33 protein-coding genes are annotated in these 20,468 nt (G+C 64.0%); 4 read left to right on the top strand and 29 right to left on the bottom strand.

Annotation, left to right across the window (positions count from 1 at the left end; translation table 11 throughout):
- The first annotated feature begins 14 nt into the window (after positions 1-14).
- Complete coding sequence (locus K426_RS11545) at positions 15-536, top strand: hypothetical protein (protein WP_066557100.1); 522 nt, start codon at positions 15-17, stop codon at positions 534-536.
- Positions 537-663: 127 nt separating this feature from the next.
- Here K426_RS11545 and K426_RS33080 read toward each other — a convergent pair whose 3' ends face one another.
- The 22 genes from K426_RS33080 to K426_RS11440 all read right to left on the bottom strand — a co-directional run bounded on the left by K426_RS33080 (position 664) and on the right by K426_RS11440 (position 13,164).
- A complete protein-coding gene (locus K426_RS33080; protein ID WP_443018188.1) occupies positions 664-909 on the bottom strand; it encodes a DUF7736 domain-containing protein in 246 nt (81 codons plus the stop codon).
- Positions 910-966: 57 nt separating this feature from the next.
- A complete protein-coding gene (locus tag K426_RS11540) occupies positions 967-2,121 on the bottom strand; it encodes a phosphoadenosine phosphosulfate reductase domain-containing protein (RefSeq protein WP_066557098.1) in 1,155 nt (384 codons plus the stop codon).
- Positions 2,122-2,257: 136 nt separating this feature from the next.
- The gene (locus tag K426_RS11535) at positions 2,258-2,713 is read right to left on the bottom strand and encodes a type II toxin-antitoxin system VapC family toxin (RefSeq protein WP_066557095.1); all 456 of its coding nucleotides are present in this window, start codon (positions 2,711-2,713) and stop codon (positions 2,258-2,260) included.
- Positions 2,710-2,979, bottom strand: a complete 270-nt coding sequence (locus K426_RS11530; RefSeq protein ID WP_066557092.1) for a type II toxin-antitoxin system Phd/YefM family antitoxin — start codon at positions 2,977-2,979, stop codon at positions 2,710-2,712. The genes K426_RS11535 and K426_RS11530 overlap by 4 nt, the downstream gene beginning before the upstream one ends.
- Before the next feature lie 151 nt (positions 2,980-3,130).
- Positions 3,131-3,310, bottom strand: a complete 180-nt coding sequence (locus K426_RS11525; protein ID WP_066557089.1) for a hypothetical protein — start codon at positions 3,308-3,310, stop codon at positions 3,131-3,133.
- Positions 3,307-3,537, bottom strand: a complete 231-nt coding sequence (locus tag K426_RS11520) for a hypothetical protein (protein WP_066557086.1) — start codon at positions 3,535-3,537, stop codon at positions 3,307-3,309. Before K426_RS11520 ends, K426_RS11525 begins: the two co-directional genes overlap by 4 nt.
- A complete protein-coding gene (locus K426_RS11515; RefSeq protein WP_145907305.1) occupies positions 3,497-3,784 on the bottom strand; it encodes a hypothetical protein in 288 nt (95 codons plus the stop codon). Before K426_RS11515 ends, K426_RS11520 begins: the two co-directional genes overlap by 41 nt.
- Positions 3,744-4,151 (bottom strand): hypothetical protein, encoded by a 408-nt coding sequence (locus K426_RS11510; protein ID WP_066557081.1) that lies wholly within the window; start codon positions 4,149-4,151, stop codon positions 3,744-3,746. The genes K426_RS11515 and K426_RS11510 overlap by 41 nt, the downstream gene beginning before the upstream one ends.
- On the bottom strand, positions 4,144-4,512 hold the full coding sequence (locus K426_RS11505) for a hypothetical protein (RefSeq protein ID WP_145907303.1): 369 nt from the start codon (positions 4,510-4,512) through the stop codon (positions 4,144-4,146). The genes K426_RS11510 and K426_RS11505 overlap by 8 nt, the downstream gene beginning before the upstream one ends.
- A 2-nt stretch (positions 4,513-4,514) precedes the next feature.
- Positions 4,515-5,051 carry a hypothetical protein gene (locus K426_RS11500; RefSeq protein ID WP_066557076.1) on the bottom strand — a complete coding sequence of 179 codons (537 nt, stop codon included), beginning with the start codon at positions 5,049-5,051 and terminating at the stop codon, positions 4,515-4,517.
- A 156-nt stretch (positions 5,052-5,207) separates the two neighbouring features.
- Positions 5,208-5,684: a hypothetical protein gene (locus K426_RS11495; RefSeq protein WP_066557072.1), complete on the bottom strand. Its 477-nt coding sequence runs from the start codon at positions 5,682-5,684 to the stop codon at positions 5,208-5,210.
- A gap of 79 nt (positions 5,685-5,763) precedes the next feature.
- Entirely contained in the window at positions 5,764-5,949 is a 186-nt protein-coding gene (locus K426_RS11490) for a hypothetical protein (RefSeq protein WP_066557069.1), read from the bottom strand.
- A complete protein-coding gene (locus K426_RS11485; protein WP_066557066.1) occupies positions 5,949-6,188 on the bottom strand; it encodes a hypothetical protein in 240 nt (79 codons plus the stop codon). Before K426_RS11485 ends, K426_RS11490 begins: the two co-directional genes overlap by 1 nt.
- Entirely contained in the window at positions 6,185-6,460 is a 276-nt protein-coding gene (locus K426_RS11480) for a hypothetical protein (RefSeq protein ID WP_066557063.1), read from the bottom strand. The genes K426_RS11485 and K426_RS11480 overlap by 4 nt, the downstream gene beginning before the upstream one ends.
- Positions 6,457-6,921 (bottom strand): hypothetical protein, encoded by a 465-nt coding sequence (locus K426_RS11475; RefSeq protein WP_145907302.1) that lies wholly within the window; start codon positions 6,919-6,921, stop codon positions 6,457-6,459. Before K426_RS11475 ends, K426_RS11480 begins: the two co-directional genes overlap by 4 nt.
- Before the next feature lie 147 nt (positions 6,922-7,068).
- On the bottom strand, positions 7,069-7,584 hold the full coding sequence (locus tag K426_RS32525) for a hypothetical protein (protein WP_237229779.1): 516 nt from the start codon (positions 7,582-7,584) through the stop codon (positions 7,069-7,071).
- The gene (locus K426_RS11465) at positions 7,581-10,019 is read right to left on the bottom strand and encodes a DNA cytosine methyltransferase (protein WP_066557055.1); all 2,439 of its coding nucleotides are present in this window, start codon (positions 10,017-10,019) and stop codon (positions 7,581-7,583) included. The genes K426_RS32525 and K426_RS11465 overlap by 4 nt, the downstream gene beginning before the upstream one ends.
- Positions 10,020-10,135: 116 nt before the next feature.
- Positions 10,136-10,876, bottom strand: a complete 741-nt coding sequence (locus tag K426_RS11460; RefSeq protein ID WP_145907300.1) for a hypothetical protein — start codon at positions 10,874-10,876, stop codon at positions 10,136-10,138.
- A gap of 86 nt (positions 10,877-10,962) precedes the next feature.
- On the bottom strand, positions 10,963-11,301 hold the full coding sequence (locus K426_RS11455; protein WP_066557051.1) for a hypothetical protein: 339 nt from the start codon (positions 11,299-11,301) through the stop codon (positions 10,963-10,965).
- A gap of 172 nt (positions 11,302-11,473) precedes the next feature.
- Entirely contained in the window at positions 11,474-12,172 is a 699-nt protein-coding gene (locus K426_RS11450; protein WP_066557049.1) for a DUF5983 family protein, read from the bottom strand.
- Between the two features lie 32 nt (positions 12,173-12,204).
- Positions 12,205-12,528, bottom strand: a complete 324-nt coding sequence (locus K426_RS11445; RefSeq protein ID WP_066557046.1) for a hypothetical protein — start codon at positions 12,526-12,528, stop codon at positions 12,205-12,207.
- Between the two features lie 156 nt (positions 12,529-12,684).
- Positions 12,685-13,164, bottom strand: coding sequence for a hypothetical protein (locus tag K426_RS11440; RefSeq protein ID WP_082748589.1), 480 nt, complete (start codon positions 13,162-13,164; stop codon positions 12,685-12,687).
- Positions 13,165-13,295: 131 nt separating this feature from the next.
- Here K426_RS11440 and K426_RS11435 point away from each other — a divergent pair, with 131 nt between their 5' ends.
- Complete coding sequence (locus K426_RS11435; protein ID WP_066561689.1) at positions 13,296-13,487, top strand: hypothetical protein; 192 nt, start codon at positions 13,296-13,298, stop codon at positions 13,485-13,487.
- Between the two features lie 8 nt (positions 13,488-13,495).
- On the opposite strand, the gene K426_RS11430 is transcribed toward K426_RS11435, so the two are convergent.
- Both K426_RS11430 and K426_RS32520 read right to left on the bottom strand, forming a co-directional pair.
- Entirely contained in the window at positions 13,496-13,993 is a 498-nt protein-coding gene (locus tag K426_RS11430; RefSeq protein ID WP_066557041.1) for a sigma factor-like helix-turn-helix DNA-binding protein, read from the bottom strand.
- A gap of 101 nt (positions 13,994-14,094) precedes the next feature.
- On the bottom strand, positions 14,095-14,790 hold the full coding sequence (locus tag K426_RS32520) for a DUF5983 family protein (protein WP_066557038.1): 696 nt from the start codon (positions 14,788-14,790) through the stop codon (positions 14,095-14,097).
- Between the two features lie 217 nt (positions 14,791-15,007).
- Between K426_RS32520 and K426_RS11420 the strand changes: the two genes are divergently transcribed.
- A complete protein-coding gene (locus tag K426_RS11420) occupies positions 15,008-15,592 on the top strand; it encodes a hypothetical protein (protein WP_145907298.1) in 585 nt (194 codons plus the stop codon).
- 307 nt (positions 15,593-15,899) lie between these two features.
- Here the strand turns inward: K426_RS11420 and K426_RS11415 are convergent, their stop codons facing one another.
- From K426_RS11415 to K426_RS11395, 5 genes are all read right to left on the bottom strand, one after another.
- Positions 15,900-16,568 carry a hypothetical protein gene (locus tag K426_RS11415; RefSeq protein WP_197672705.1) on the bottom strand — a complete coding sequence of 223 codons (669 nt, stop codon included), beginning with the start codon at positions 16,566-16,568 and terminating at the stop codon, positions 15,900-15,902.
- A gap of 65 nt (positions 16,569-16,633) precedes the next feature.
- On the bottom strand, positions 16,634-17,506 hold the full coding sequence (locus K426_RS11410) for a Mom family adenine methylcarbamoylation protein (protein ID WP_066557030.1): 873 nt from the start codon (positions 17,504-17,506) through the stop codon (positions 16,634-16,636).
- 329 nt (positions 17,507-17,835) lie between these two features.
- The gene (locus K426_RS11405) at positions 17,836-18,174 is read right to left on the bottom strand and encodes a hypothetical protein (protein ID WP_197672704.1); all 339 of its coding nucleotides are present in this window, start codon (positions 18,172-18,174) and stop codon (positions 17,836-17,838) included.
- Between the two features lie 67 nt (positions 18,175-18,241).
- Positions 18,242-18,514, bottom strand: coding sequence for a type II toxin-antitoxin system Phd/YefM family antitoxin (locus tag K426_RS11400; RefSeq protein WP_066561687.1), 273 nt, complete (start codon positions 18,512-18,514; stop codon positions 18,242-18,244).
- A 117-nt stretch (positions 18,515-18,631) separates the two neighbouring features.
- Entirely contained in the window at positions 18,632-18,883 is a 252-nt protein-coding gene (locus tag K426_RS11395) for a hypothetical protein (protein WP_066557027.1), read from the bottom strand.
- 87 nt (positions 18,884-18,970) lie between these two features.
- Between K426_RS11395 and K426_RS11390 the strand changes: the two genes are divergently transcribed.
- Positions 18,971-20,326 carry an IS1380-like element IS1247 family transposase gene (locus tag K426_RS11390; RefSeq protein WP_006473457.1) on the top strand — a complete coding sequence of 452 codons (1,356 nt, stop codon included), beginning with the start codon at positions 18,971-18,973 and terminating at the stop codon, positions 20,324-20,326.
- Positions 20,327-20,468: the final 142 nt, after the last annotated feature.

Here is a 20,468-nt window from a genome sequence, read left to right as displayed (position 1 = left end):
CATCCGCGGTGCCGATGGCCAATCCCCTGATCGTTGCGCTCAGCGCTTGGGATCTGATCAGCATCCGAACATATGGTTGCCTGGTGACGGCTACTCGCTGGTTCGAACCGGGAGAGGGACCGGGCGGAATTGCGATTGAAGCGCTTCGGCTCGGCGATGTGGCGGTCGTTTCGGCACGCGACATGTTGAGAGTGCCCAATTTCGGCCGCCGCTGCTATTTTGATCTCTACGCCGCGATGAAGATGTTCGGCTGGTCCTGGGGCCACGCTTTGGAGCGCGAGACCGAGCAAGACCGCCGCAGGATGGAGGCAGCCCTGGCAGCCCGCGCGCATCTGGCGACGCAGCGGCGTGAAGCGCTGGAGCGCGCCGGCGCGCTGAGGGATCTACACGACCGGGAGGGTCTGACGCGCAAGGACATTGCGCGGCGGGTTGGTCTGTCCGAAAGCGTTGTTCAGCGGAAGATTGCCGAGATCAGGAAGGTCGAGGAGATGCGTTCGCGATATCCGCTCATGCATGGCGAGCGGACCTTGAACTAGGTCGGGTGAAAGAGGACGCGCTTGGTGTCACGCGCTAGTTCGCGGCTCGCGATCGTGGGCTTCGATCAAAATCGCGATCATCCCATCGAATCCGCTGGATGATCGTGATGATGTCAGACGCGGGCCATTACTGGCAAAACTCGGCCCACAGGACGTCCGGATTGGCAAATTCATGAGTAAAGACCGGGCGGCGGAGCAAGGCGCTCACGCCTTCCATGAAGCGCGTGAACGGCATGCATAGACAATCCTGTCCGAGCTGAAAGAGGGCGCATTCCTCAAAGCGAGAGCGATTTCTAGCGGTCGCCCTCGGCAAAGCGGATCGCTTGTTCGCGGGTGAGTTCGCGGGTTGATCGGCGCGTGCTGGATCGGCCATCGAGCATGGGGTCCTCGTTGCGACGATAGCGCATGATGACGGCGAAATGGCGGCGCTTCAGGGACGCGGAATGGCGGTCTTCGTGGCCCGGCCGTGCTTGGCGGCGATCAGAGCGGCGAAACGGGTTCGTACTGCCGCCGCGTCGGGATACAGATCGTCGAGGTTGTGCCGGCGCAGGATCCGCGAGCGGGCAGCTGCGATCAGCGTGGACTCGGCAAGGCTGGGCATGCGTGGCGGCCAGCCTTTGACGAAGCGCAGCCCTACCGGCATCGCTGCTTCGATATGTCGGCGCCCGGCCGCATCGCGTTTGGCCCGTTCGATGTCCTTCTGCAAGGAAGCGGGCAGGAGTCCGGGCGCAACGTCTGCAAGCCAGCGTTGCGGCTGGAAGGAGAATGTCGAATGGGCCTCGATCGACACGAGATGGCGGTAGAGATCGCGGTTAGAGCTGGCACGGGAGGCAGCCTCAAGGTCGCGGCCCGAGGCGAGCACGCAAAAGGCGCAGGAGAGACGCGTCGAATGATAGCGGCAGTAGGCTTCGTGGAGCGGGAGATCGTGCCGCTCATGGGCCGCAAAAACCTGATCGGCGGTCCAATCGACCAACGGATGCCAGCTGATCATGCGGGTGCCCGCTTGATTTCGGGCTTTGGCGAAGCGGTCGTCGATGCGCGAGATGGGAGTCGTGCGCCGGACGGCACTTTCCTCGCGGCGCAGACCGACGACGGACACGATCGTTTCTCCGCGGAAGCGGCGCGCCAACTCCGGTCCGATGATCTGGGCCTTCATCTCCGAGGTGCAGAAGCGGAGCGAGGATGACGACCATGGCCCGATGAGATTGTAGGTTTCGAGCGCCTCGTAGCGGCGTTTGCCGCTCTCGAAGCGTTGTTCCCACCGCGCGACCATATCGCCCGCACCGCGCCGGACGACCAGCAGCGGCAAGCCGAGTCGGGCCGCTACCGCGTCGACGGTGGCCGGTGTCGATCGCCATTCGGCGCGGCCGAGGTCGGCATGAATGGCGAGGCGGCGGTCAGGCGGATGACCGAGCCGGTCGAGCAATGCGATCGTGGCATGCGCGGCGACCGTCGAGTCCTTGCCGCCGGACAGACTGAACGCGAACCAGGCGTGGCGCTCGATGGTGGCGAGAATGGCGGGATCGAGCGCGACGGCAGGCGCCGATCCGGGACAAGGCCGGATCGCCGGGCATGGCTTTGGCATGGAAAGCTCCTGACCGCTCCCGAAGGGAGCGCACGCCTCCTTTCTCCCTCCCCTTCGTCGAGGCGCGTGGTCAGGATCTATCGAAGATCATGGCTCAGGCGACGGTGATGCGCGAGGCGTTTGACGTGGAGTGTGGTCAGCATTCTATGGCAGCGACGTGTCCTTTGGCGGCGTAGTCGATAATTTTGCCGTCACGTGTGACAACGGGCATCCGGTGAAGCCGGGCGGTCGCGATGATGAACCTGTCGGCGGGATCGCCGTGCAGCGGGTCGGGCAGGAGCGAGGACGCAATCGCGATTTCCGGGAGCAAGGGCGCTTCCCGGATCGCTGGTCCGCTCATGAAGCGAGCGAACCAGCTTTGCGGATCTGGCAGGAAGGAGATGGCCGGTGCCTTGTCGCCGCGAACGCGACTCAGCAATCCCACTTCCCACGCGCTCGCCGGCGAGACGAACACCCCATCGGCCAGGGCCGCATGGGTGATGGCCCCGAGCGCTGCCGGAGCGATTGGATCGCCATTGGCCAGCCAGATAACGGCACATGTGTCGAGCAGCACTGCTCGAGGGTTGTCGGTTTCCCCTCCGGCCGCGCTCATCCGTGGAGCTTTCCGTCCTGGGCGTTCAGCGGTTCATCGAGCACGGGAGCGAGGAGATCGACGCCCGTGGGCACTGAAACGGACCCGCGCATGAAGCCGTGCAGTCCCTCGATCGCATCGGTCGTACTGGGAGGCGGCGTCAGCACCGCGACGGCTCGGCCGCGCTTGGTGATCGTCACCTGGTCGACATCGTGACGGGCCAGTCGATCGAGGATAGCAAGGCAGTTGGTCTTGAAGTCCGCGGCGCCATAGGTTTCTGCCCGCATGGCGGTTGCTCCTGGTTATGTCTAGTGACTGGTCATATATGATGACCATAACGAAATGTCCATTGTTCGGTGACGTGATGCCGACGCCCGGGCTGATCGCGGGGCTGGATTGAACGAGAAGCCTTCGTGAAGAGCGCGGCACCTTATGGTATCAGGCCTCGTCGTCCGGTTCGATGACGTCGCGCAGGATTGCGGTCAGAGCGTCGTTGATCGAGATGAGCAGACCGCGGCGCGCGTTTCCTCCCAACCGGTCGAGGAATCGATCGGGGATGAGATTATTGACGGCATGGGTCGCCTCGTCGACCAGCTGGTCGAATTCATCTTCACTCATGTCGCGCTTTCCAGATCTTGAGCGACGGCGGCGATTTCGCGGGCGCGGTCCAGCATGCCGGGAGGCAATTCGCGCGCGCCCTCATCATTGATCGGCAAGGCATCGATTTCGTCGATGATCCCGGCAAGCTCGATCAGCAGTGTTCGAAGCTTATCGCCATGCTGTGCCAGCTCCTGTTTTGCGGCCCTATAGACGTTGGTACGGGCGGCGCCATCGGTATAGCTCACGATGCGGCGTGCGGCACCTGCGATCGGTTCCGCATGAATCTGGGTCGACGGGTACCACCGCCTTGGCCAGCCAGTTGCGAACCAGGCCCACTTTGCCGGCATAGGTTTCATCGCCGATCATGGCGTCGTTCCAATAGCCGGTGGCGACGGTCAGCAGGTCGGCCGCGCTATCGCGGCCCGGCGCTTCCCGGAAATCCAGCTCCGCCTCATCGAGCGTCTTCTCCGTCACGGTCCGCGTTTGTCCCATTGCGCTTCTCCATCAGAGCGGCCCTGACTTTCTCGGACCAGGCCCCGGGATTGTTGTGATGTTCGAGGAACTCATGCGCCCACTGGAACACGGTCTCGCTATCCGCCTCGACGGTGGTCAGCGCATCACCATAATCGGAGTGGTGAGCGCCCTTGCAGCTGTTCTTCATGAAGATGAGCGCGCCCGCGCACATCGCGCGGGCGTCGGTTCCGTCGCCCGGGATGGTCTTGTGGCAGGGCAGCGGTGGCCCATCGAACTGGACTTGCTGCGTGAACTCCTCTGCGCGATAGCCGCCGAGCCAGCCGGCCGGATGCTTGCGGCGCCACGGGCATTCATCGCAGGGCTGCTTGAGGATGGCCTTAGTCATGGCCGCCGCCGAAGCCGTCGGTGCCCAGTTCGCCGCGATCCCCGATGAACTGGGAATATTTTTCATCCCACGGGGGCGGCAGGATTTCGACCGAGTTGTCATCGATCTGGATGCCGGGAGGGCTCGCACCGGGATCGAAGATCATGCCGAGACATTCGCCGATGTCTGGCGTATCGCGGTCCCCGCAGATCGCGACGAACCCGTCGTGAAGCGCGCTGCCCAGGCGGGTCGGTTCGGCCGGGTCATATACCTCGTAGCGAAGATGCACGCCTGCATAGATGCCAAAGGCGTGATCCCACATGGCCTGAGAGTCGATTATCTCTACATGGAGGGTGATGCTCGCAGTGGTGCCGCCTGCCATGGTCAGCGTCCCGCCCGGGGAGTCTGCAGCGTTCGTTCCACAATCGCGCGCGTGGAGTCGCCGAATATCCCGGCCTCGGTGATCACGAAATAGCCACCACCGAACCCGTCCCGCCCGGATTTGTCGGAGACGATCGTCCATTCGAAGCCGAAGGGTAGTGCTGACTTGCAGACCTTCTGGATCAGCGATGCGAGCGCCGATACATCTGCCTCGTGGCCTTGGATGATGGCGACCTTCCCCTTGCCACCGGCGTCGTCAGCGATGCTGGTACGCGCGCCAAAGTCGGGGAAGTCCGGATCGGACCAGAGCGCGAGGAAACTGGCAAAGGGGTTCTCCTCGTCGTCCCTCAACGGGAAGGTGGCCTTGAATGCCTCGCTACGCTCGGCGTAGCAGGCCCTGGCGGCGTCCATCTCGTCGAGCGGGATCGCGGCGAATCCCGTGTATATCTGACCCGCGGTCGCAAGACATTCTTCGAGCAGCGCCGCTTCGTCCGGCGTGACGCCAATCGTGAATGCAGTTTCCAGATGAGTGCTTTCCATGTGCGGTCTCCTTGACGCGTTGCCGGGACAATCGAATGCGAGCCGGAGTTCGGGGAGCTGTCGGCGGGAATCCGACGGTGAGCCGGTGAGCCGGCGCGGATCGCGTTTGTCGTCATGCGTGGTCGCGATCCGGATCGGTGTCCGGAAGGCCTCGCGTCAGCGCGGGGCGAGCAGGATGGCGAGCGCCTCGTCGAGCACGTCGTCGCCGGCGTCATTCACGACGATGGCAGCGGGGTTGGTGGCCCGCACGGCGCGAACGACGATTTCGATTGGGCGCTTGCGGAGGGGGTACTGGAAAATCTGCCCGTTCTCGATCGTCACGAGATTGGTGCGAAGCAGGCGTTTGACCCTGCGAGCTTCGAGTTCGCGGGAGAGAAGGTCGCTGACCTCGATCTCGAGATCATGATCATAGCTGAAGCCGTCATCGACCCGAGGCGACCGGTTGGCCTCGAGCCAGCTATTGACTTCGGCCTCGGTCCAGCGGCCGACCTGATGAAAGAAATCCGCGCCGCCCGTGCCCTGGTTGCGGGCATGGAAGGCGAGCTCTCCATCGATGTAGACGTCGGCGGTGTAGGCGCTGGTTTCCTGCGACAGGGCATCGCTGTAGGTGATGCGGCGCAGTTCGATCTTCATGGGAGCCTCCGGACTGCTCCCATGCCGGGAGCATAGCCGTCCCCCTCCTCCGCTCCCGGGCAGCGCCTCGATGGACAGCTTATGCCGGCTGGGCGGTTTCGCCTTCGAGCGTCCAGTGATCTTTCCAGGCGTCCCACTCCGGCTTGTCGGCTTCGCCGGTGTCGACCAGTTCGCAGGCTTCGTCTTCGGAGGCGGCGATGACGTCCATGACGACTTCGCGCTCGACCCGGAAGATCTGGACGATCCTGACTTTGAACGTTGCCATCAGAGCGCCTCCACCATGACGCGAAAAGCGGAACCGTCATCCAGCAGCAGCGTGATTTCGACGCCATCCTCATTGTCCCTGCTGGACAGGGTTTCGATGTTTGCGCGGGTTTCATGCACATCCGAGACGACATGATGTGGCCCGTCCTCGGAACGCTCGAACGCGGACTCGCATTTCTCCATATGGGTTTCGATCAGCTCGCAGATCATGGCCGCGATCGTGCTTGTTTGGGTGTTCATCCTGCGGAGCCTTCGGGCTGGTAATTGTTGTCATAGTTGCGCGTGTGCTCGAAGGTCGGATCACCGGCTTCGTCGACCATGTAGCCGACGACCTCTTCGGCATATTCCGCATCCAGCACATCCCTGGCGTTGGGGATCAGCCGCACGGCAAACCCCTTGTCGAAGAGTGCGCGGTCGGCCGCCCGAATCGCTTCGGTGTGGTTTATCGCGTCCACTGCCACCTTGACGCGGATCGTGGCGTAGACATGGACGAAGTGACGTCGGGCTGTCATTCGCCGCCTCCGATCTGCCATGCGTCCGGGTCGAGCAGCTCGACCTCGAACGGGCCAGTCCAGTCCCGCACCCATCTCGGCGCGTTGCCTTCCAAGCGCATGGCATCGCGATCCTCGTCGCGCTCATGCCAACTCTCCCGGGTCGGAAACCTTTCGAGCAGAAGCGACAAGGGGACGGTCCATGTGTCGGGATGCTCGGCATCGACGGACACGGCGTAATCATCGATCCAGGCTTGCGGGTTGAACCGAAGACTTATAGCGCGCGAGACGACATCGTGGTCGGCTGGATCTTCGCGAAAATTGTCGGGTACGAGATCGTCATAGGCGCATTGCAGTTCCTCATCGCTCATGCCGGACCAATATTGCTGGAGGATCGAACGCATATAACGGTCGTCCTGTCGGCATGTGTCGAAGGTGTCGTCGACCAGCCAGTCGATCAGCTGTTCTCGGGTCTTTGCCATCGGCCAAACTTCCTTTTCTTGGAGCGAGGGCGTGCCTGGTCCGCTCAAGGACCAGTATGCGGTGGTCATAGAAATCGTCGCTTGGCGTGCGAGCCCGGCCGATATGACGGTCGTAACCGGGCGGATCGTCCCATTCGGCCGGGCGTGTCATGATCGATCCGCCGCAATCCGATTGTCGTAGATGGGCTCCATTTCCGGTCGAAAGGGTCCGAGCGGCCAGATCCGGCCGTTATAGCTGATGCGGGCAATCGGGATGTCGTCAAGGAGCACCTCGCCCTCGGGGAACTGGCTGGTTCCAAGACCGAAGCGATCGCGCCTCTCGCTGTAGAGTCTGGAAGCCTCCGCCCAGTCCACGGCGGCCAGGGCGGCATAGCCATGCTGGCGCACGCGGAAGGGCGTCGCCTTGTTCCGGCTGTAATGCGCCGGACGAATGGCCTTCGCGATGTGGCCCGCATAGACGGCGACGGTGAACCAGTAAGCGGCGATGAAGGCCTTGCGCGTTCCCCACGCCTTGTCGGCACGCTGCCGGGCGTCACGCTGCAGATCATATAACAGCGCAGCCAGAAGGGCGAGGATTTGCGGCTGCTGGGCCTTGAGCGCGCGGGCGGACGGCAGTGTAAGAACCGGGTTTCGGACCTCGGCGCGGCGCGAGCGCGCGTTCATGCCGCCTGCCCCATATCGAGCTGAAAGGCCGCCTGATCGGGATTGACGGCCAGCGCCAGCGCGAGCGGCCGGACCCATATCTCACGCGACGACAGCGTGAATGTCTCGCCCATGCTCGCGAGCAGCAGCGCTTCTCCGATCACCTCGGCCATCGCCTTGGCGGATGCGCTCGGGACCGCATTGCCGATCCATTCGCGGCGGGTGGAATCGGAACTGGCTTCGAGATCGAAGCCGCGCGTCGCCCAGCTGCGTTCCCAGCGACGCACATAGGCGTCGAGCGCCGGATTGAAGACGAATATCTCCTCGGGATCGAAGAGCGACTGTAGAGCGGCAAGCTCCAGGGTCGTGAACGGGCGATGCCAGGTTTCGTCGAGCGCGATGATCCTGGCGACGAGACGCTCGTCGAGAGGTGGCAGGCTCCAGTCATTCGCCGGGTCGGGCAAATTCGGTGGCGCGTCGATCCGCGGATCGGCAAGCGACCAGGGACCGTTATTGTTTTTGGCAAAGGCGGGGATCGCACCGGCTGCGCCGGTCCACGAGACCACGCCATAATGGCCCTGGGTCAGGTAGCTGTCTCGCCCGGGGCGGGACAGGCAAGCCGGACGGGGATCGGCGACCGAGATCGCACCGCTTCCGACGCGATCGGAACCGGTGACGGTGGGCGCCTGGCCCGTCATGGAGACGACCTTGAGCTTGTTGCGGTGGCTGTCCGGCCCCCAGGTGCAACGGGGGTCGGCGACGACGAACGCGCCCATGCCGGTCGAGCTCGCGCCGATCACGGCGTTGGCCGACATGGTGAACCCGGTGACGCGGTATTTGCCGTTGACGTGGCGGCCTTGGGGGGCGCGCGGGTCGGCGACGCAAAGGCCGCCGGCAGGTCCACCCGGGCCGGCGACGGCGGGCGCATCGCGGTTGAACGGTACGACGCGATAGACATTGTTAAAGCGCGGCCGACCGTGGATGCGCGGGTCGGCGACCGAATGGGGACCGCCGCCGGGCAGCGACTGCGCCGTGACGGTTCCCGCCCATTCCCGCCATGGCCGGACGCCATATTGCTGGTAGGTGAGATTGCCCGAGAGCTGGCGCGGGTCGGCCACGCTGGCGGCGCCGCCGGCGACATGGGAGGCGCCGCTGATCGTCCTGGCGCTGCCGCGATAGGACGCGACGGAAAGGAGGTTGTGATGTGCGCCGGGCTTGTAGCCGGGGCGCGGATCGGCGACGCAGTGCGGCCCCGTGGTTGGCTTGGGCGTGCAGGAGACGACGCCGGCGCTGTCGCCCCAGCCACGGACACCCAGGACGTGACGATGGGTGGCGTCGCCATAACCCGGTCGGGGATCGGCAACGCTGTAAGCGCCGTTGGTGGGAAGCGCGCGGGTCGAGATGACACCGCTCGAGCCCGCCCAGCGATTGACGCCAAGGAAGCCGCTGCCTTCGCGGACCCAGGGCGCCCGGGGATCGGCGACCGAGAAGCGCCCCTGTCCCGGAGCGCGCGCGGACGTGATGACGCCGGCGGAATCAGACCAGCGGGCGACACCATAAGCGTTGGGCCTGAGTTCGGTCTCGGGGACGATGCCATAGTCACGAAGGAAGCCGTCCTCGACGGCGAGGTCGTTGAGGCTGCGCCAGTCGTGCCCGGCCTTGACGAAGGCGAGCCGGACCCAGGTGCGCCATTGCAGCGCGGGGACGCGATGCATCGGACCGCCGGCGGGATCGCCGGGAAGCGGCAGCTTGCCGATGACCTCGCCGACTCCGCGCAGCGGATGCTTGGTCGGCTGGTAGATGAAGGGTGGAACCTTGTCGGGGTGGCGCGCGATCATGAGATAGCGCTTGCGGGATTCGGCGAGCCAGCCGATCTCGCCGCAGTCGTGCGTGTCCTCGGTGACGTGATAGCCGTAGCCGCGCAGCAGGGCGATGATCTGGTCGAGGAGCCAGCGGCCGCGCGTCATGATGCGCGGGACGTTCTCGAACAGCAGGATGGGAATGGGATCGTCGCGATAGGCTTCGAGGGTCAGCCACATGCCGCGGAGGGTCAGCGCGTTGAGCGCCTGATATTTCTGAGTCTTCGAAACGGCGTTGGAAAGAAGTCCGCTGAAGCCTTTACAGGGATAGGACGCAAAGCAGACGTCGAGGCGTCCGAACACCGCGCGAATGTCGGCCGGCACCGCCTCTTTCCAGCCCGGCGGGGGTTCGTGCCCGTGGAAGGCGGTATATTGGTCGCGGTCGAACAGGTCCATGACCGTGCCCTTCACGCCGGTCATGCGCTCGAAATTGCGGATGGCGCCCGGGTCGACGTCGATCCCGCCAGCGCATTCGAAACGGGCGACGACGTTGCCGATGCGAGGGTTGGCCTGGTTGAAGCCGCGTGCGCCGGCACCGATGCCGCACGCCATGTGGCCGTGGCGGTAGACGCGCACGGTATCGCGGGACTGAAGCATTGCTGCCTCCCGGATTGGAGTGAAGTTGGAGCGGGTCCGGCCACTGCAGACCGGCGGTGGCCGGCCAGTTTCGGGCGATGCGGGGCCGGTCGACCACCGCAGAACCGCGTGGGAAACTATCCCGTGATCAGGGGAGCGGGCCTACCGACGGGATTGCCGTCGCTGTCGGTCGCGACGGCGGAGATGAGGCGATCGGTTCCCGGTTCGAAGGTGATGAAAAGGGTCGCCGGCGGGACAGGAATGCCGGTGTGGTCGCACTCGAACCAGATGGTGCGGCTGAATATGTCTCCGGGTATCGTTGTCCACCAGGTGTCGGCGTCCCCGACCGGCCGCCCGAAACCATAGCATTCGTAGATGGCGGAGGCCGCGGCCCGTTGTCGGGACGCTACATCTTGCTCGTCGATCGCTTCGTCCGGGACCGGTGCGCCGAGGTCTGGTGGTTCCTCGCCGGTATCGTCATCCGTTGGGTCGGGATCGAGCGTCAGTTCGCTCGTTGAAAGCGTCTCGCTGGGATGTTTGTCGAAATAGAGCTGCGCGACCTGCTCGTCCTCGAGCTGGGCCGGATCACCCTGGTGGGAGATCTCGTCCCACCATTCGCGACAATAAGCTGCAACCTCCGCCATGAGCGCGGCGCGGGTGCATGCTGCATAGTGATTGATCCCTTCGCAGTGGGCGATCGTTGCGACATGGATTTGCATGCGCCAGGGGAGATGGCCGCCGGCGGCGGCATCTTCAGCGAGGGCGATGTCCTTGATCACATAGTTGATTTCAGTGGGGCTGAGGTCCGCCGGCGTTTCAAGGGCGGCGCGGGCGCGCGATAGCAACTGGGCATAGTCGCGGTTGGTAAATCCGGACATGGGTTCGATCTCCCCGATAGTCTTCAAAAAACCTCCCACCGCGCTCCCCTCCATGATGGGAGATCGAATTCCGTCGTACGGACATGTCAGGGAGTTTGGGCACTGTCGGTCGGGGCGCAGATTTCTGCTGATACGCCGTGGCGCGCGGCGTCGTCATGAGACAGGAAGATCCAAGCGCGGACCCATGTGCCGTCTTCGCCGATGCTGACGCGCTGTTCGTCCGAATCAATGTCGATCTCGTCGAAGCTGCGCCACTCCTTGCAGGCAGCCTCGACCAGTTCGGCTGAGCCAGGGTTCGGCGCCAGGGCCGCGAGATGCACGTCGATTTTCAGGATGAGCTGCGTGGTCGCCGGATCGTTGAGGTCATGCGACGCCAGGCGGCCGCGAGCTTCACGCAGCAATTCGAGGGAAGGAAGTTCAGGCATGCGGTGCTCCTGTCACGGAAGCGAAGTTGGGCGCTGCCGTCGGGCAGGCTGGTCCGCTACGCTGGGTTACGGCGAGCCGGCGGTCAGTGATGGCGCGACGAGGTCGCGGAGGTTCAGGCAAGACTTTCGATCGGTCCTGCAGACGTCAGGCGCACGGTGTCGGGCGCCCCGGCTACCAGTCGAAATGATTGAGGCCGTTCACTTCATCGCCGTCGCGGTCGAGGAGCAGATATCGGCAACCCTGATCGCGGGCGAAAGACAGCACAGCGGTGAGTTCCACGGGAACCTCTTCGACCGAATCCTGGTGGATCGGGTCGGTCAGAACGAACCAACCGTAGCCCGTTTCGGCGACGCCCAGCGGCCTGTCCTCGGGCGGTAGCCGCGCCCACTCGTCGAGGAGATCGCCGGTCGACGGCTGGATATGGTGGTTGCTCAGGGTGACGTAGCGATCGCTGCGAACCGGCATGGTCACGAGCGCCTCGGGCGCGGGGATGGAAATCATGTCCGTTTCGAGACATTCGCCATGGTGCCGGTCGAAATAGGTGCTGGCGACAGCGTCGTCATCAAGGTCGGCGGGGTCGCGCTTGTCATCGATCTCGGACCACCATATGCGGCAATAGCTGCCGAACTGCGCCATCAACGCCTGGCGAGTGAGCGCGGCAAAGAATTCGCTGCCATGGCGATGGTCGATCCGGGCGACATGAACGGCGATTTCCCAGGGGACCATGTGCGTTTCGATCAGCCCTTCGGCCTTGGCCAACTGGTCGACCAGGCGGAGGCGCGTTTCTTCGCTGCGACGGTCGGGATTTTGAAGCGCCATACGGGCGCCGGCGAGGAGTTGCGCAAAATCGCGCCTTGCATTTGCCGACATGGAATGTCTCCTGTCTGCGGCGATGCGGCGGCTCAGTCGCCGTCGCGCATGCGCCAGAAATCGGCGGCCTGCTCGGCCGTCATCGTGTCGAATATGGTGGCGCAGAAAGTCTGGAATTCGGGGCTCTGGATAAGACCGGCGTGCTGCAGCAGTTCCGCCACTTCCCAGAGAAATGCGTCGGCCGGGTCGGTGTAAAGCGACGGGGTTGGGACGTGTGCGCGTCGTTCCGCGAGGAAATCCGCGAAGGCGTCGATCGAGTCCTGGTTTTCGATATAGTCCAGGAGAAGATCGATCTGCGTCGTATCGCTCCATCCCTCTTCGCTTGCTGTGATGGCGAATAGTTCTCGTTCACCCATGACATGATCTCCCGACTGGCTTTCCTCACTCGCTCGACGTTTTCGCTTTGCCGACCACGAAAGGACATCGCTCTGAAGTCTGGCGCACGGGGCATGGATGCGGGAGCGCGCCGGGCATTGGTCGGCGATGCGCAGCGGTCGAGTGGAAACGCGCTTTCAATTGCGTCGATGCTTTCGAGGAATCCGGCGAAGCGCCTCCCGGGCGAGGCGCAGCACGCCATGGTCGGCTGGGGCCGCCTCGAGCATTCTGGCGATATGGAAGGCATCTCCGGCGCGCAGGGGCCGAGACGGTGGATGCGACACGTAGTGGTCGAGCTCGGCGGCGACGCCGGTCTCGTTCAGGGCATAGTCGAGAAGCGCCCCACAGATGAGGCAGTGTTTGCACGTGTCCTCATGGTGAAGTTCGGTCGATGAGATGCGGTGATCGTGCCGCTCGCTGGCCGACAGGTGGGGAAGCACCTTTTCGAGGAGGCGATCCGCGCAGTCGCGACAATATTCATGCCCCTCATCGCTGTAGAGCGTCTCGCCATCGGTCTCGACGCGGAACTCGCCCCAGATGTAGTAGGGGCGAACGGGTGCTACGCCGCCCGATCGCGCGAAGTGATCGAGCACGATTTCCATTTCACGGGCCTGCATGATCGCCTCCGCAATTTGGGTGATGTCGGGATGGTGTTATGCTTTGGCTCAGCCGACTCGCCGTGATCGCCCGAGCATGCGCGTACGGGTCGTGCGAAGCGATGCAGCCCCCGAGCAGGACTGGAACCAGGATGCGTGAACTGGACGCAGAGGAAACCGAGCTGTTGCGTGTCCTCGATGAGGGCGTGCGGACAACCGCGCTGATCGGTATGGTTCGGGGGTTGGCCGAGGTGTTGCAGAGCCGCGGCCATGTGATTCAGGCCCGGGTCGCCGAGGTTGCCGCGGACCGGATGCAGCTGCTGGAGGCCGGTCTCAAATCCTGATCTATCGCTTATGGGATCTCGACGGCCTTGGCGATGGCGATAAGCGCCTCGGCGATGCGGACCTGGACATCAATGGCGCTGATGCCGAGGCGTTCGGCGATCGGGCCATATTCGAGCCCTTCGACGCGATGGGCGATGAAGGCCTGGCGGGTGATATCGGGCAACGCCGCGACGGCGGCTTCATATCTGGCGCGGAGCTCAGGATCGGCTTCGCCGAGGCTTGTGCGGCCGATCAGGATCCAGCCTCGGACCCAGTAGCCAAACTCGGCAGGCTCGACCAGATATTCGTCGGGGTCGATCCGCAGGAAAGAGGTGGAGGCCCAGCGATCACGGGCTTCGGGAATGGCCGGGTGCGTAGGGCCGGCCCGGCGCGCGAGGTAGCGATCGATACGTGCCGCAAGGTCATAGGAGGTGCGGCGCCTGTCGCGCCGCAAGCTGAAATTGGGATGGTCGTTGAGGAACGCGAGTGCCTCAAGCAGAAGCACCATGCTATCGCGATCTGACATTTGGGGTGCCTCCGATCGATTTTTTTCGCAGCAGGCCGTCTGCCCGCTCATGCGCCGCTGCCCCGCCCCCTCCCTCCCCCTTCTCGACGAAAGGTGGATGGCTACCAATCATAGACGGGAAGATCGGCAATCGTGCCGGCGTCACAATCGAACAGGATATGATCGAAGCCGCGTTCGCGACCGAAGCGCAGGGCGGCCAGCAGATCTTCGGGGATGTGTTCGTGAAGCCCCGAAGCGACCTCGCGAGTGGGTATGAACCATCCGTAGATGCTGCGGGCGATGACGAATGGACCGCCATCCGAATTTTCGCTGCACCATCGATCGAGCTGGTTGGCTGTCGCCGCGCAGAGGTGCGCGGTGCCAAGCACGCAATAGCGGCCAGTCTCGAGCCTGTCGTCAGGTAGCGCTTCGTCGTGGCTGTCGCGAACTGTCCAAATGGCGATGGTGAGCGCCGGGAGCCGTTGCTGGAATTCTCCCAGGCGCTGCTCGGGCCTCTCGTTGAGATCGGGAGGCGTTTCGCTGTCATGAGGCCAGCGGCGATCGCAACAGGATACGAGCTTTTGCAAAAGCGTGTTTCGCGAATGAGCCGCGACGATGGTCGTGCTTCCTTCATGGTCGACCCGCCCGAGATGAATTTCAGTTGAAGGTTCCGAAATACGGGTGAAACGTTGCTCGGCCTCTCGGATGTCCTCGACCAGCGTTGCCGCGGTTGCCGCATCCGTATCCGCGGGAGTTGCGAGCGCCGCCCGAAGGCGCGCGAGCACCTGGGCGGGGTCGCGCCTGTCAATACTATTCATGGAAGATCCTCCGTGCGGCCCCTCGGCCGATGAGATGCTTCACAATCGATCAATTGCGTGCGCTCGACGCTGACGCGCTGCGCCGCGTTGAACCGCCGCCCGCACATCGGCTATTCATCAAGGAGCGGGATTGGTCGACAATCGGTCGCGGTCGAATATGCTTGGACGCCGCGTTTTGCGGCACATGGTTGTGCGGATCGTAAGGGAGGCACCGGAGGTGACAGCGGCACAGCCAGCCTGGTTGGCAGATTATGGCGGCACTTTAGCGGCGCTAGAACGCTTGCGATCCTATGTCGGCAATGAGATCGTTGCGCGGGTCTATGAGGCCTGGAAGCAAATCCGGAGCGACCCTGTCCCGTTCAGCCATTGGCGGTGGCATAGCGTCACGGCGCCCGGCCACCGCCAGGACAGCAGCGACTGGTTCGAACTCCATGGGCGGCTGCGCGAGCATATGGCCGGCGGCGGCGTCCTCGTCGTTGTCGGGCGGCCGCGCGCAGGCAAGACCTGCCTGCTCGAGCGGCTGAAGCCGCTTCGAATTATCGACAACGCCCGGCCGGGATCGGAGCGCGACGCGCCTATAGCATCCGAGGACGTCCCGCCGGAACTGTTCGCGATCGATGAAACCGCCGCGCACGACCGGCACGATGTCGCGCGCGTGATCGCGGAGACGACACGCGTGAACCGCGGCTTTGCCATGGTGTTCCAGCGTCCCGAGAGCTTTCGCGACGGCGGGATCGGCGCGCAGCTCGCGATGCGGCCAGTGCTGTTTCTGGAGCTTGTCGATCATCCGGCGTCCGTCTGACCCAGAGCTTCGGCCGGATGACCGCCTTGGCGCTACGCCGCGAGGGCGAGCAGCGGGAGCGCGGTGACATCGCCTTCGGTCGCGGCGCGGCTTAGTGTCGGATAGACCAAGTTCGGCGGCTTGCGGGCTGCGCTACGCGCTGCCCCGGTTAGCGGGAACAGGTAGGCGCAGCGAGGTCCTGCCTGGTGGAACATATTGTCGGCCGGGCAGATTCGCAGGCGATGCCATGACCTGCGATGGCGGATGAATCCGTTTGGAAGGACCTGCTCCGGGTTATGCTGTCAAATGGAAGCGAGGGCGGGGAACATCAGTCGGGGAACGGGTCCGAGGCGACACAGTCGTCGACGGTTTGCCGGATGACCACCCAGTCCCAATAGCCCAGCCGGGTGTCGCCGTTTGCGACTTCATATTGCCAATCCGTGACGGGATGGTCGGGAAGCGCACCCCATGCGCCGTGGAATTTCGAGAGCGTCTCGGCAGCGGGAGCCTCGGTCCGAAGAGCAGCCGCGAGACCCTCGCGCGTGGCCTGGCACTCGACACGATCGGCATGGATGGCGCACCACCCGCCGCCGAACTCGTTCACCCAAGGCTTCGAGCAGGTCTCGGCCCACTCGAAGCCGATCGGCGCTTGCTTCAGGGTTGGCTGACAGCAGCGATGAATGAGGGTAGCGATCGGTTCTGGCTGGAAGTCAGTCATGCCGTGGAAGCCAATCGTGCGCGGTTCGGTCGGGTCGGGGTCGATGCTCATGTCAGCGCCAAAAGTCGGATAGTCCGGATCGCAGAACAGATCACGCAGGCCGCTCCAAGGATCTTCTGCCTTCGAGGGCGGCAGTACGGCGAGTAGTTCCACGGTTGGATTGCCGGGGTCGAGGCCCATCGAAAGGTCTGTCGCGGCCTGGAATGCTTCGACCAGCAGCGCCATTTCCGCATCGGTGCAGGTGAAGGCGAAGCTCGCCGAAAGATAATTGTCTGCCATGTCATTTCCTCATGAATTTACCGCCGCCGAATTCGGATCGCGCCGCGATCGGGATGCGAGGTGGCTCACGCAGCGAGATGGAGCAGCGGCAACGCGGTGACATCGCCTTCGGTCGCGACGCGGTCGAGGATCGGATAGGGAAGGCTGGGAACCTTCCGAGCTGCGATGCGCGCGGCTTTCGTAAGCGGAAATAGATAGGCGTGACAGCCGGGGTGGCGGAGACGGCGCAGGAAGCCGGTGCGTTCGAGGTCGGCGAGCCAGGAGGCGCGATCTTCGCCAAGGCGAGGTGCGCGCGCGCCGGCGCGAAGCAGATCGTCCATCGCATAGCGCTGTCCAGATTCCGCGTTGCGGATCTTGGAAATCGCCCGCGACGAAATGGGGCGTCCGTCGGGCATGACCAGGTCGGTGCGCGGGCTCGACCGGCCGGTATATTGGCTTCCCATGACGGCATAGACGCCGCCGATATGGCCCGGCATGAACACGTTGCCGTCGGCATCGACACGTCGCACCGGATCCGCATAGGAGATGACCGAGAGGATTTCGGGCTTTTCGCGCCGCAGGAGCCGAAAGGCCCTGGAGACCAGATAGGTCTCCGCGTTGCCGCCGGTCGCGTCGGTGATGACGAGGCGGCCGAGGTCGCACGCCGTGCGCGCGTTGGTGAGTCCCGCGCTCTTCGGCACGCTGGCGTCGTTCACCGGATGCGAGAAGACGCAGACGCCAACGAGTTCCGGCCGGCCGCCCTTGCCGTTGGCGAACAACCCCACCGAGAGACGCGCCACGGGCATGGAAGCGGCATAGTGGTGGGCCTTGATGAAAGGCGCGGCTTGCAAGCGCGTGTCGATGACGTCGACCGAAAGGCGCGTGGGATCGATCTCGCTGGCATCGGGGATCCAGCGGCAACGGCGGTCGCGCCACCGTTGGGTGCGGGTGGTGAGCATCGGGCGATCTCCTAGGATGATCGCCGTCTCTTCCCCCCCTCTCCTCCCGTCACCGATCACCGCTCGGCGAGTCCGCACAAGCCATGGCGGGCTGCATCCGGCCTCGTGTCGAAGGGATGGGTGGCGATCGTGCCATCCGCGAAGGCTGCCGGCGATTGGGAAGATGGCTGCGCCTCAAAGGCCGATGGGTTACCGGCGCGACGTTTTTTTCGCGCCGGCGACGACTTTCAGGGTGCGAACGCAAATCGCCGATCCGGCGGACCCGGCGGATATGGATGCATGAGCATAAGAGTGATCGCTATGACCATGGCGGCCGCGTCACGGTCGCGTCAGGCGTCCCTGTCAATCGGCCGGCCGGCTGCCCCCGCGACGATCGCGTCGCGGACGCGGCGGAAGAGCCCAGCAGGAAGCGCGCCGTAGCTGATTTCGCCTGATTTCCGGTTGATCGGCCGAAGGTCGAAGCCGGGCCAGGAGAACTCGTTCCACTCGCTCACGACAATCCAGCTGCGGTCGGCCTTCAGGCCGAGTTGTCGGCGCACGGCATCAGGTACCTCGATCGCGGCCTGGTCCTTGCTGGGCCGGGTGGTCGTCATTGGGACGACGAGCACCTTGTCGATTCCATCGGCGGTCTGCACGACGACAACGACGGCGACGGGGCGGTCCTTCACGCCCTCATCGCGTCCCCGCTCATATTCGTATCACCAGAGATAACTGTAGTTGATGACCTCGCCGGGCTCAGGCGGCTCCAAGACGTGGCTCTGCATCCTGCGACTTCGCGCCAGGCTCGACCCTGCGGATGGCTTCCAGCATGTCGTCGGTCAGGTCTTCGACCCCGCCAGCGACACGTTCCCGGCGACGCAGGCGCTGATACTCGTCGATGGGCACCATGACGAACCGGAGATGGCCATTTTTGGTGACGCCGACGGGACGGATCATCGCCTCGTCGGAATAGCGTCCGAACTGCTTCTGGACATCTCCCGAGGAGACGATTTCAAGGGCCTTCGCCATGGTTGCGCTCGCATTGCTGATCTGGGGTTGGCGGGCACAATACGGGAAATCCGGGAAATCCGCAAGAACCGCTCGGGGCAGCCATAGCCTTTGCATGCCGAGCGGAGGCATGGAATGTCAGAGGAGCGTGGGTTCGATCGCGTGGAGTGCAATCATGCGACGCGCAAATCCCGCTGCGCCCTGCTGCGCGGGACACGGGAAGAGCTCGTGCGCGGTGAAGAGCCCAAAGCTTTCGTCCAACTCCATCGCGCACAGCCAGTAGGTCGAGCCCTGCAACTCGACCTGTGCCAGCGGAATGCAGCGGCTCCCGCCATAGGGTCGCGGTTCGACCGGATCCGACGGAAAACCCGCAAGTGTCCAAACCCACATTTCCCAAGTAAGGCGCTGATTTCGCTGTCCTGACCATTATATTTCCTATATAAAACATGGTGTTGAAGGCTGCGAGGGGCGCGTTTCATGGATCACCCAGAGGGTGCGGGCTTGCAACGGGCAGATCGGGTGGATTTCGACCCTCGCGTGCGGCTGGAATTTCGCGGCACGCAGCTCAGTTCCGACGGCGGCCTTCTGGTGATGCGCGAGCTTGATGACGCGCTCGGGTTGTCCGATTTGGCGTCAGCGGCGCTGCGCGATACTCGCTCTGGCAAGAACACGGTCCATCGGCTCGACGGCCTGTTCCGGCAATCAGTCTTTGGGCGGCTGGCCGGATACGAGGATGTCAACGACGCCAACCGTCTCGCCTGCGATCCGGTCATGCGCCAAGTTGTCGGCGGCAGAGCGGTCGATGCACAAGCGGCCTCGGCATCGCAGATGGGACGGTTCGAGACCGAGACGCTGGCTCTGGCCGGGAACCGTGCCGCGCTGGCCGACCTGAACGGGCAATGGATCGACCGGTTCCATGACCGTAACGGGCTGAAGTACATCGTTCTGGACATGGACAGCTCGGTCAGCCCGACCCATGGCGACCAGGAAGGGTCCGCCTGGAATGGCCATTTCGACTGTAGCTGCTATCACCCCAACTTTCTGTTCAACCAGTTCGGGATGCTGGAACGCTGCGCCCTGCGCCATGGCAACGTCCACAGCGCCGATGGCTGGCGTGATGTTCTCGACCCCGTCATTGCGCGCTACGCGGAGCGCGACCTTGGTGGCAGGTTCTTCCGGGCCGATGCTGCCTACGCGATCCCGGCGATCTATGAGCGATTGGAAGAAGCGCGGTTCTTCTACGCCATCCGGCTGCCCGCAAACGCGGTCCTCAAGGACAAGATCGCGCATCGGCTAACGCGCCCTGTCGGGCGGCCGTCACTGACCAAGGTCAAGCGGTTCTTCGAGGAATTCGAGTATCAGGCGGCGTCCTGGGACAAGGAACGCCGGGTGATCGCCAAGATCGAATGGCATCCGGGCGAACTGTTCCCGCGTGTCGGCTTCATCGTCACCAACCTGCCGATGGAGCCGGACTGGGTGGTGCGGTTCTACAACCAGCGCGGCACCGCCGAGCAGCACATCAAAGAGGGCAAATACGCCTTTCGCTGGACGCGGCTGTCGTGCCGGAAGTTCCGCGACAATGAGGTGCGGCTGCAACTGCACGCCCTGGCGTACAACCTGGCCACCTTCTTGCGCTGCATCGAGCTGCCCGAGGCCATGGCCGACTGGTCGTTGACCAGCCTGCAACTGAAGCTGATCAAGATCGGGGCACGTGTGGTCCGTCACGCCCGCACCATCACCTTCCAGCTGGCCGAGGTCGCTGTCACCGGCACGATGGTACGCGCCATCCTCGCCGCTATCCGCCGATTGCGAGCGCCACCGCTATGCGCATGATCGCGATCCACGCTCAAACTGAACGAAAGCGGCTGGACAGATCTGTCCGCTGCGCTGAAAAACGCCGCCCCTGGGCAAGGAAACAGCGGCTTCGCGGTCTGATCCGTCCAGATCCAGCAGTCTGCGCGACCGCAGGTGCCGC

This window comes from Sphingobium sp. TKS, from assembly GCF_001563265.1.
Classification (GTDB): domain Bacteria; phylum Pseudomonadota; class Alphaproteobacteria; order Sphingomonadales; family Sphingomonadaceae; genus Sphingobium.
The sequence above is the reverse complement of the archived record's forward strand: the minus strand, read 5'-3'. Positions and strand labels throughout refer to the sequence as shown.

Bases quoted from the DNA above. Each gene is read 5' to 3' on its own strand.
- K426_RS11545 (WP_066557100.1), top strand. From the start codon at position 15: ATGGCCAATCCCCTGATCGTTGCGCTCAGCGCTTGGGATCTGATCAGC.
- K426_RS33080 (WP_443018188.1), bottom strand. From the start codon at position 909: ATGGCCGATCCAGCACGCGCCGATCAACCCGCGAACTCACCCGCGAAC.
- K426_RS11540 (WP_066557098.1), bottom strand. From the start codon at position 2,121: ATGCCAAAGCCATGCCCGGCGATCCGGCCTTGTCCCGGATCGGCGCCT.
- K426_RS11535 (WP_066557095.1), bottom strand. From the start codon at position 2,713: ATGAGCGCGGCCGGAGGGGAAACCGACAACCCTCGAGCAGTGCTGCTC.
- K426_RS11530 (WP_066557092.1), bottom strand. From the start codon at position 2,979: ATGCGGGCAGAAACCTATGGCGCCGCGGACTTCAAGACCAACTGCCTT.
- K426_RS11525 (WP_066557089.1), bottom strand. From the start codon at position 3,310: ATGAGTGAAGATGAATTCGACCAGCTGGTCGACGAGGCGACCCATGCC.
- K426_RS11515 (WP_145907305.1), bottom strand. From the start codon at position 3,784: ATGGGACAAACGCGGACCGTGACGGAGAAGACGCTCGATGAGGCGGAG.
- K426_RS11510 (WP_066557081.1), bottom strand. From the start codon at position 4,151: ATGACTAAGGCCATCCTCAAGCAGCCCTGCGATGAATGCCCGTGGCGC.
- K426_RS11505 (WP_145907303.1), bottom strand. From the start codon at position 4,512: ATGGCAGGCGGCACCACTGCGAGCATCACCCTCCATGTAGAGATAATC.
- K426_RS11500 (WP_066557076.1), bottom strand. From the start codon at position 5,051: ATGGAAAGCACTCATCTGGAAACTGCATTCACGATTGGCGTCACGCCG.
- K426_RS11495 (WP_066557072.1), bottom strand. From the start codon at position 5,684: ATGAAGATCGAACTGCGCCGCATCACCTACAGCGATGCCCTGTCGCAG.
- K426_RS11490 (WP_066557069.1), bottom strand. From the start codon at position 5,949: ATGGCAACGTTCAAAGTCAGGATCGTCCAGATCTTCCGGGTCGAGCGC.
- K426_RS11485 (WP_066557066.1), bottom strand. From the start codon at position 6,188: ATGAACACCCAAACAAGCACGATCGCGGCCATGATCTGCGAGCTGATC.
- K426_RS11480 (WP_066557063.1), bottom strand. From the start codon at position 6,460: ATGACAGCCCGACGTCACTTCGTCCATGTCTACGCCACGATCCGCGTC.
- K426_RS11475 (WP_145907302.1), bottom strand. From the start codon at position 6,921: ATGGCAAAGACCCGAGAACAGCTGATCGACTGGCTGGTCGACGACACC.
- K426_RS32525 (WP_237229779.1), bottom strand. From the start codon at position 7,584: ATGAACGCGCGCTCGCGCCGCGCCGAGGTCCGAAACCCGGTTCTTACA.
- K426_RS11465 (WP_066557055.1), bottom strand. From the start codon at position 10,019: ATGCTTCAGTCCCGCGATACCGTGCGCGTCTACCGCCACGGCCACATG.
- K426_RS11460 (WP_145907300.1), bottom strand. From the start codon at position 10,876: ATGTCCGGATTTACCAACCGCGACTATGCCCAGTTGCTATCGCGCGCC.
- K426_RS11455 (WP_066557051.1), bottom strand. From the start codon at position 11,301: ATGCCTGAACTTCCTTCCCTCGAATTGCTGCGTGAAGCTCGCGGCCGC.
- K426_RS11450 (WP_066557049.1), bottom strand. From the start codon at position 12,172: ATGTCGGCAAATGCAAGGCGCGATTTTGCGCAACTCCTCGCCGGCGCC.
- K426_RS11445 (WP_066557046.1), bottom strand. From the start codon at position 12,528: ATGGGTGAACGAGAACTATTCGCCATCACAGCAAGCGAAGAGGGATGG.
- K426_RS11440 (WP_082748589.1), bottom strand. From the start codon at position 13,164: ATGCAGGCCCGTGAAATGGAAATCGTGCTCGATCACTTCGCGCGATCG.
- K426_RS11435 (WP_066561689.1), top strand. From the start codon at position 13,296: ATGCGTGAACTGGACGCAGAGGAAACCGAGCTGTTGCGTGTCCTCGAT.
- K426_RS11430 (WP_066557041.1), bottom strand. From the start codon at position 13,993: ATGTCAGATCGCGATAGCATGGTGCTTCTGCTTGAGGCACTCGCGTTC.
- K426_RS32520 (WP_066557038.1), bottom strand. From the start codon at position 14,790: ATGAATAGTATTGACAGGCGCGACCCCGCCCAGGTGCTCGCGCGCCTT.
- K426_RS11415 (WP_197672705.1), bottom strand. From the start codon at position 16,568: ATGGCAGACAATTATCTTTCGGCGAGCTTCGCCTTCACCTGCACCGAT.
- K426_RS11410 (WP_066557030.1), bottom strand. From the start codon at position 17,506: ATGCTCACCACCCGCACCCAACGGTGGCGCGACCGCCGTTGCCGCTGG.
- K426_RS11400 (WP_066561687.1), bottom strand. From the start codon at position 18,514: ATGGCGAAGGCCCTTGAAATCGTCTCCTCGGGAGATGTCCAGAAGCAG.
- K426_RS11395 (WP_066557027.1), bottom strand. From the start codon at position 18,883: ATGTGGGTTTGGACACTTGCGGGTTTTCCGTCGGATCCGGTCGAACCG.
- K426_RS11390 (WP_006473457.1), top strand. From the start codon at position 18,971: ATGGATCACCCAGAGGGTGCGGGCTTGCAACGGGCAGATCGGGTGGAT.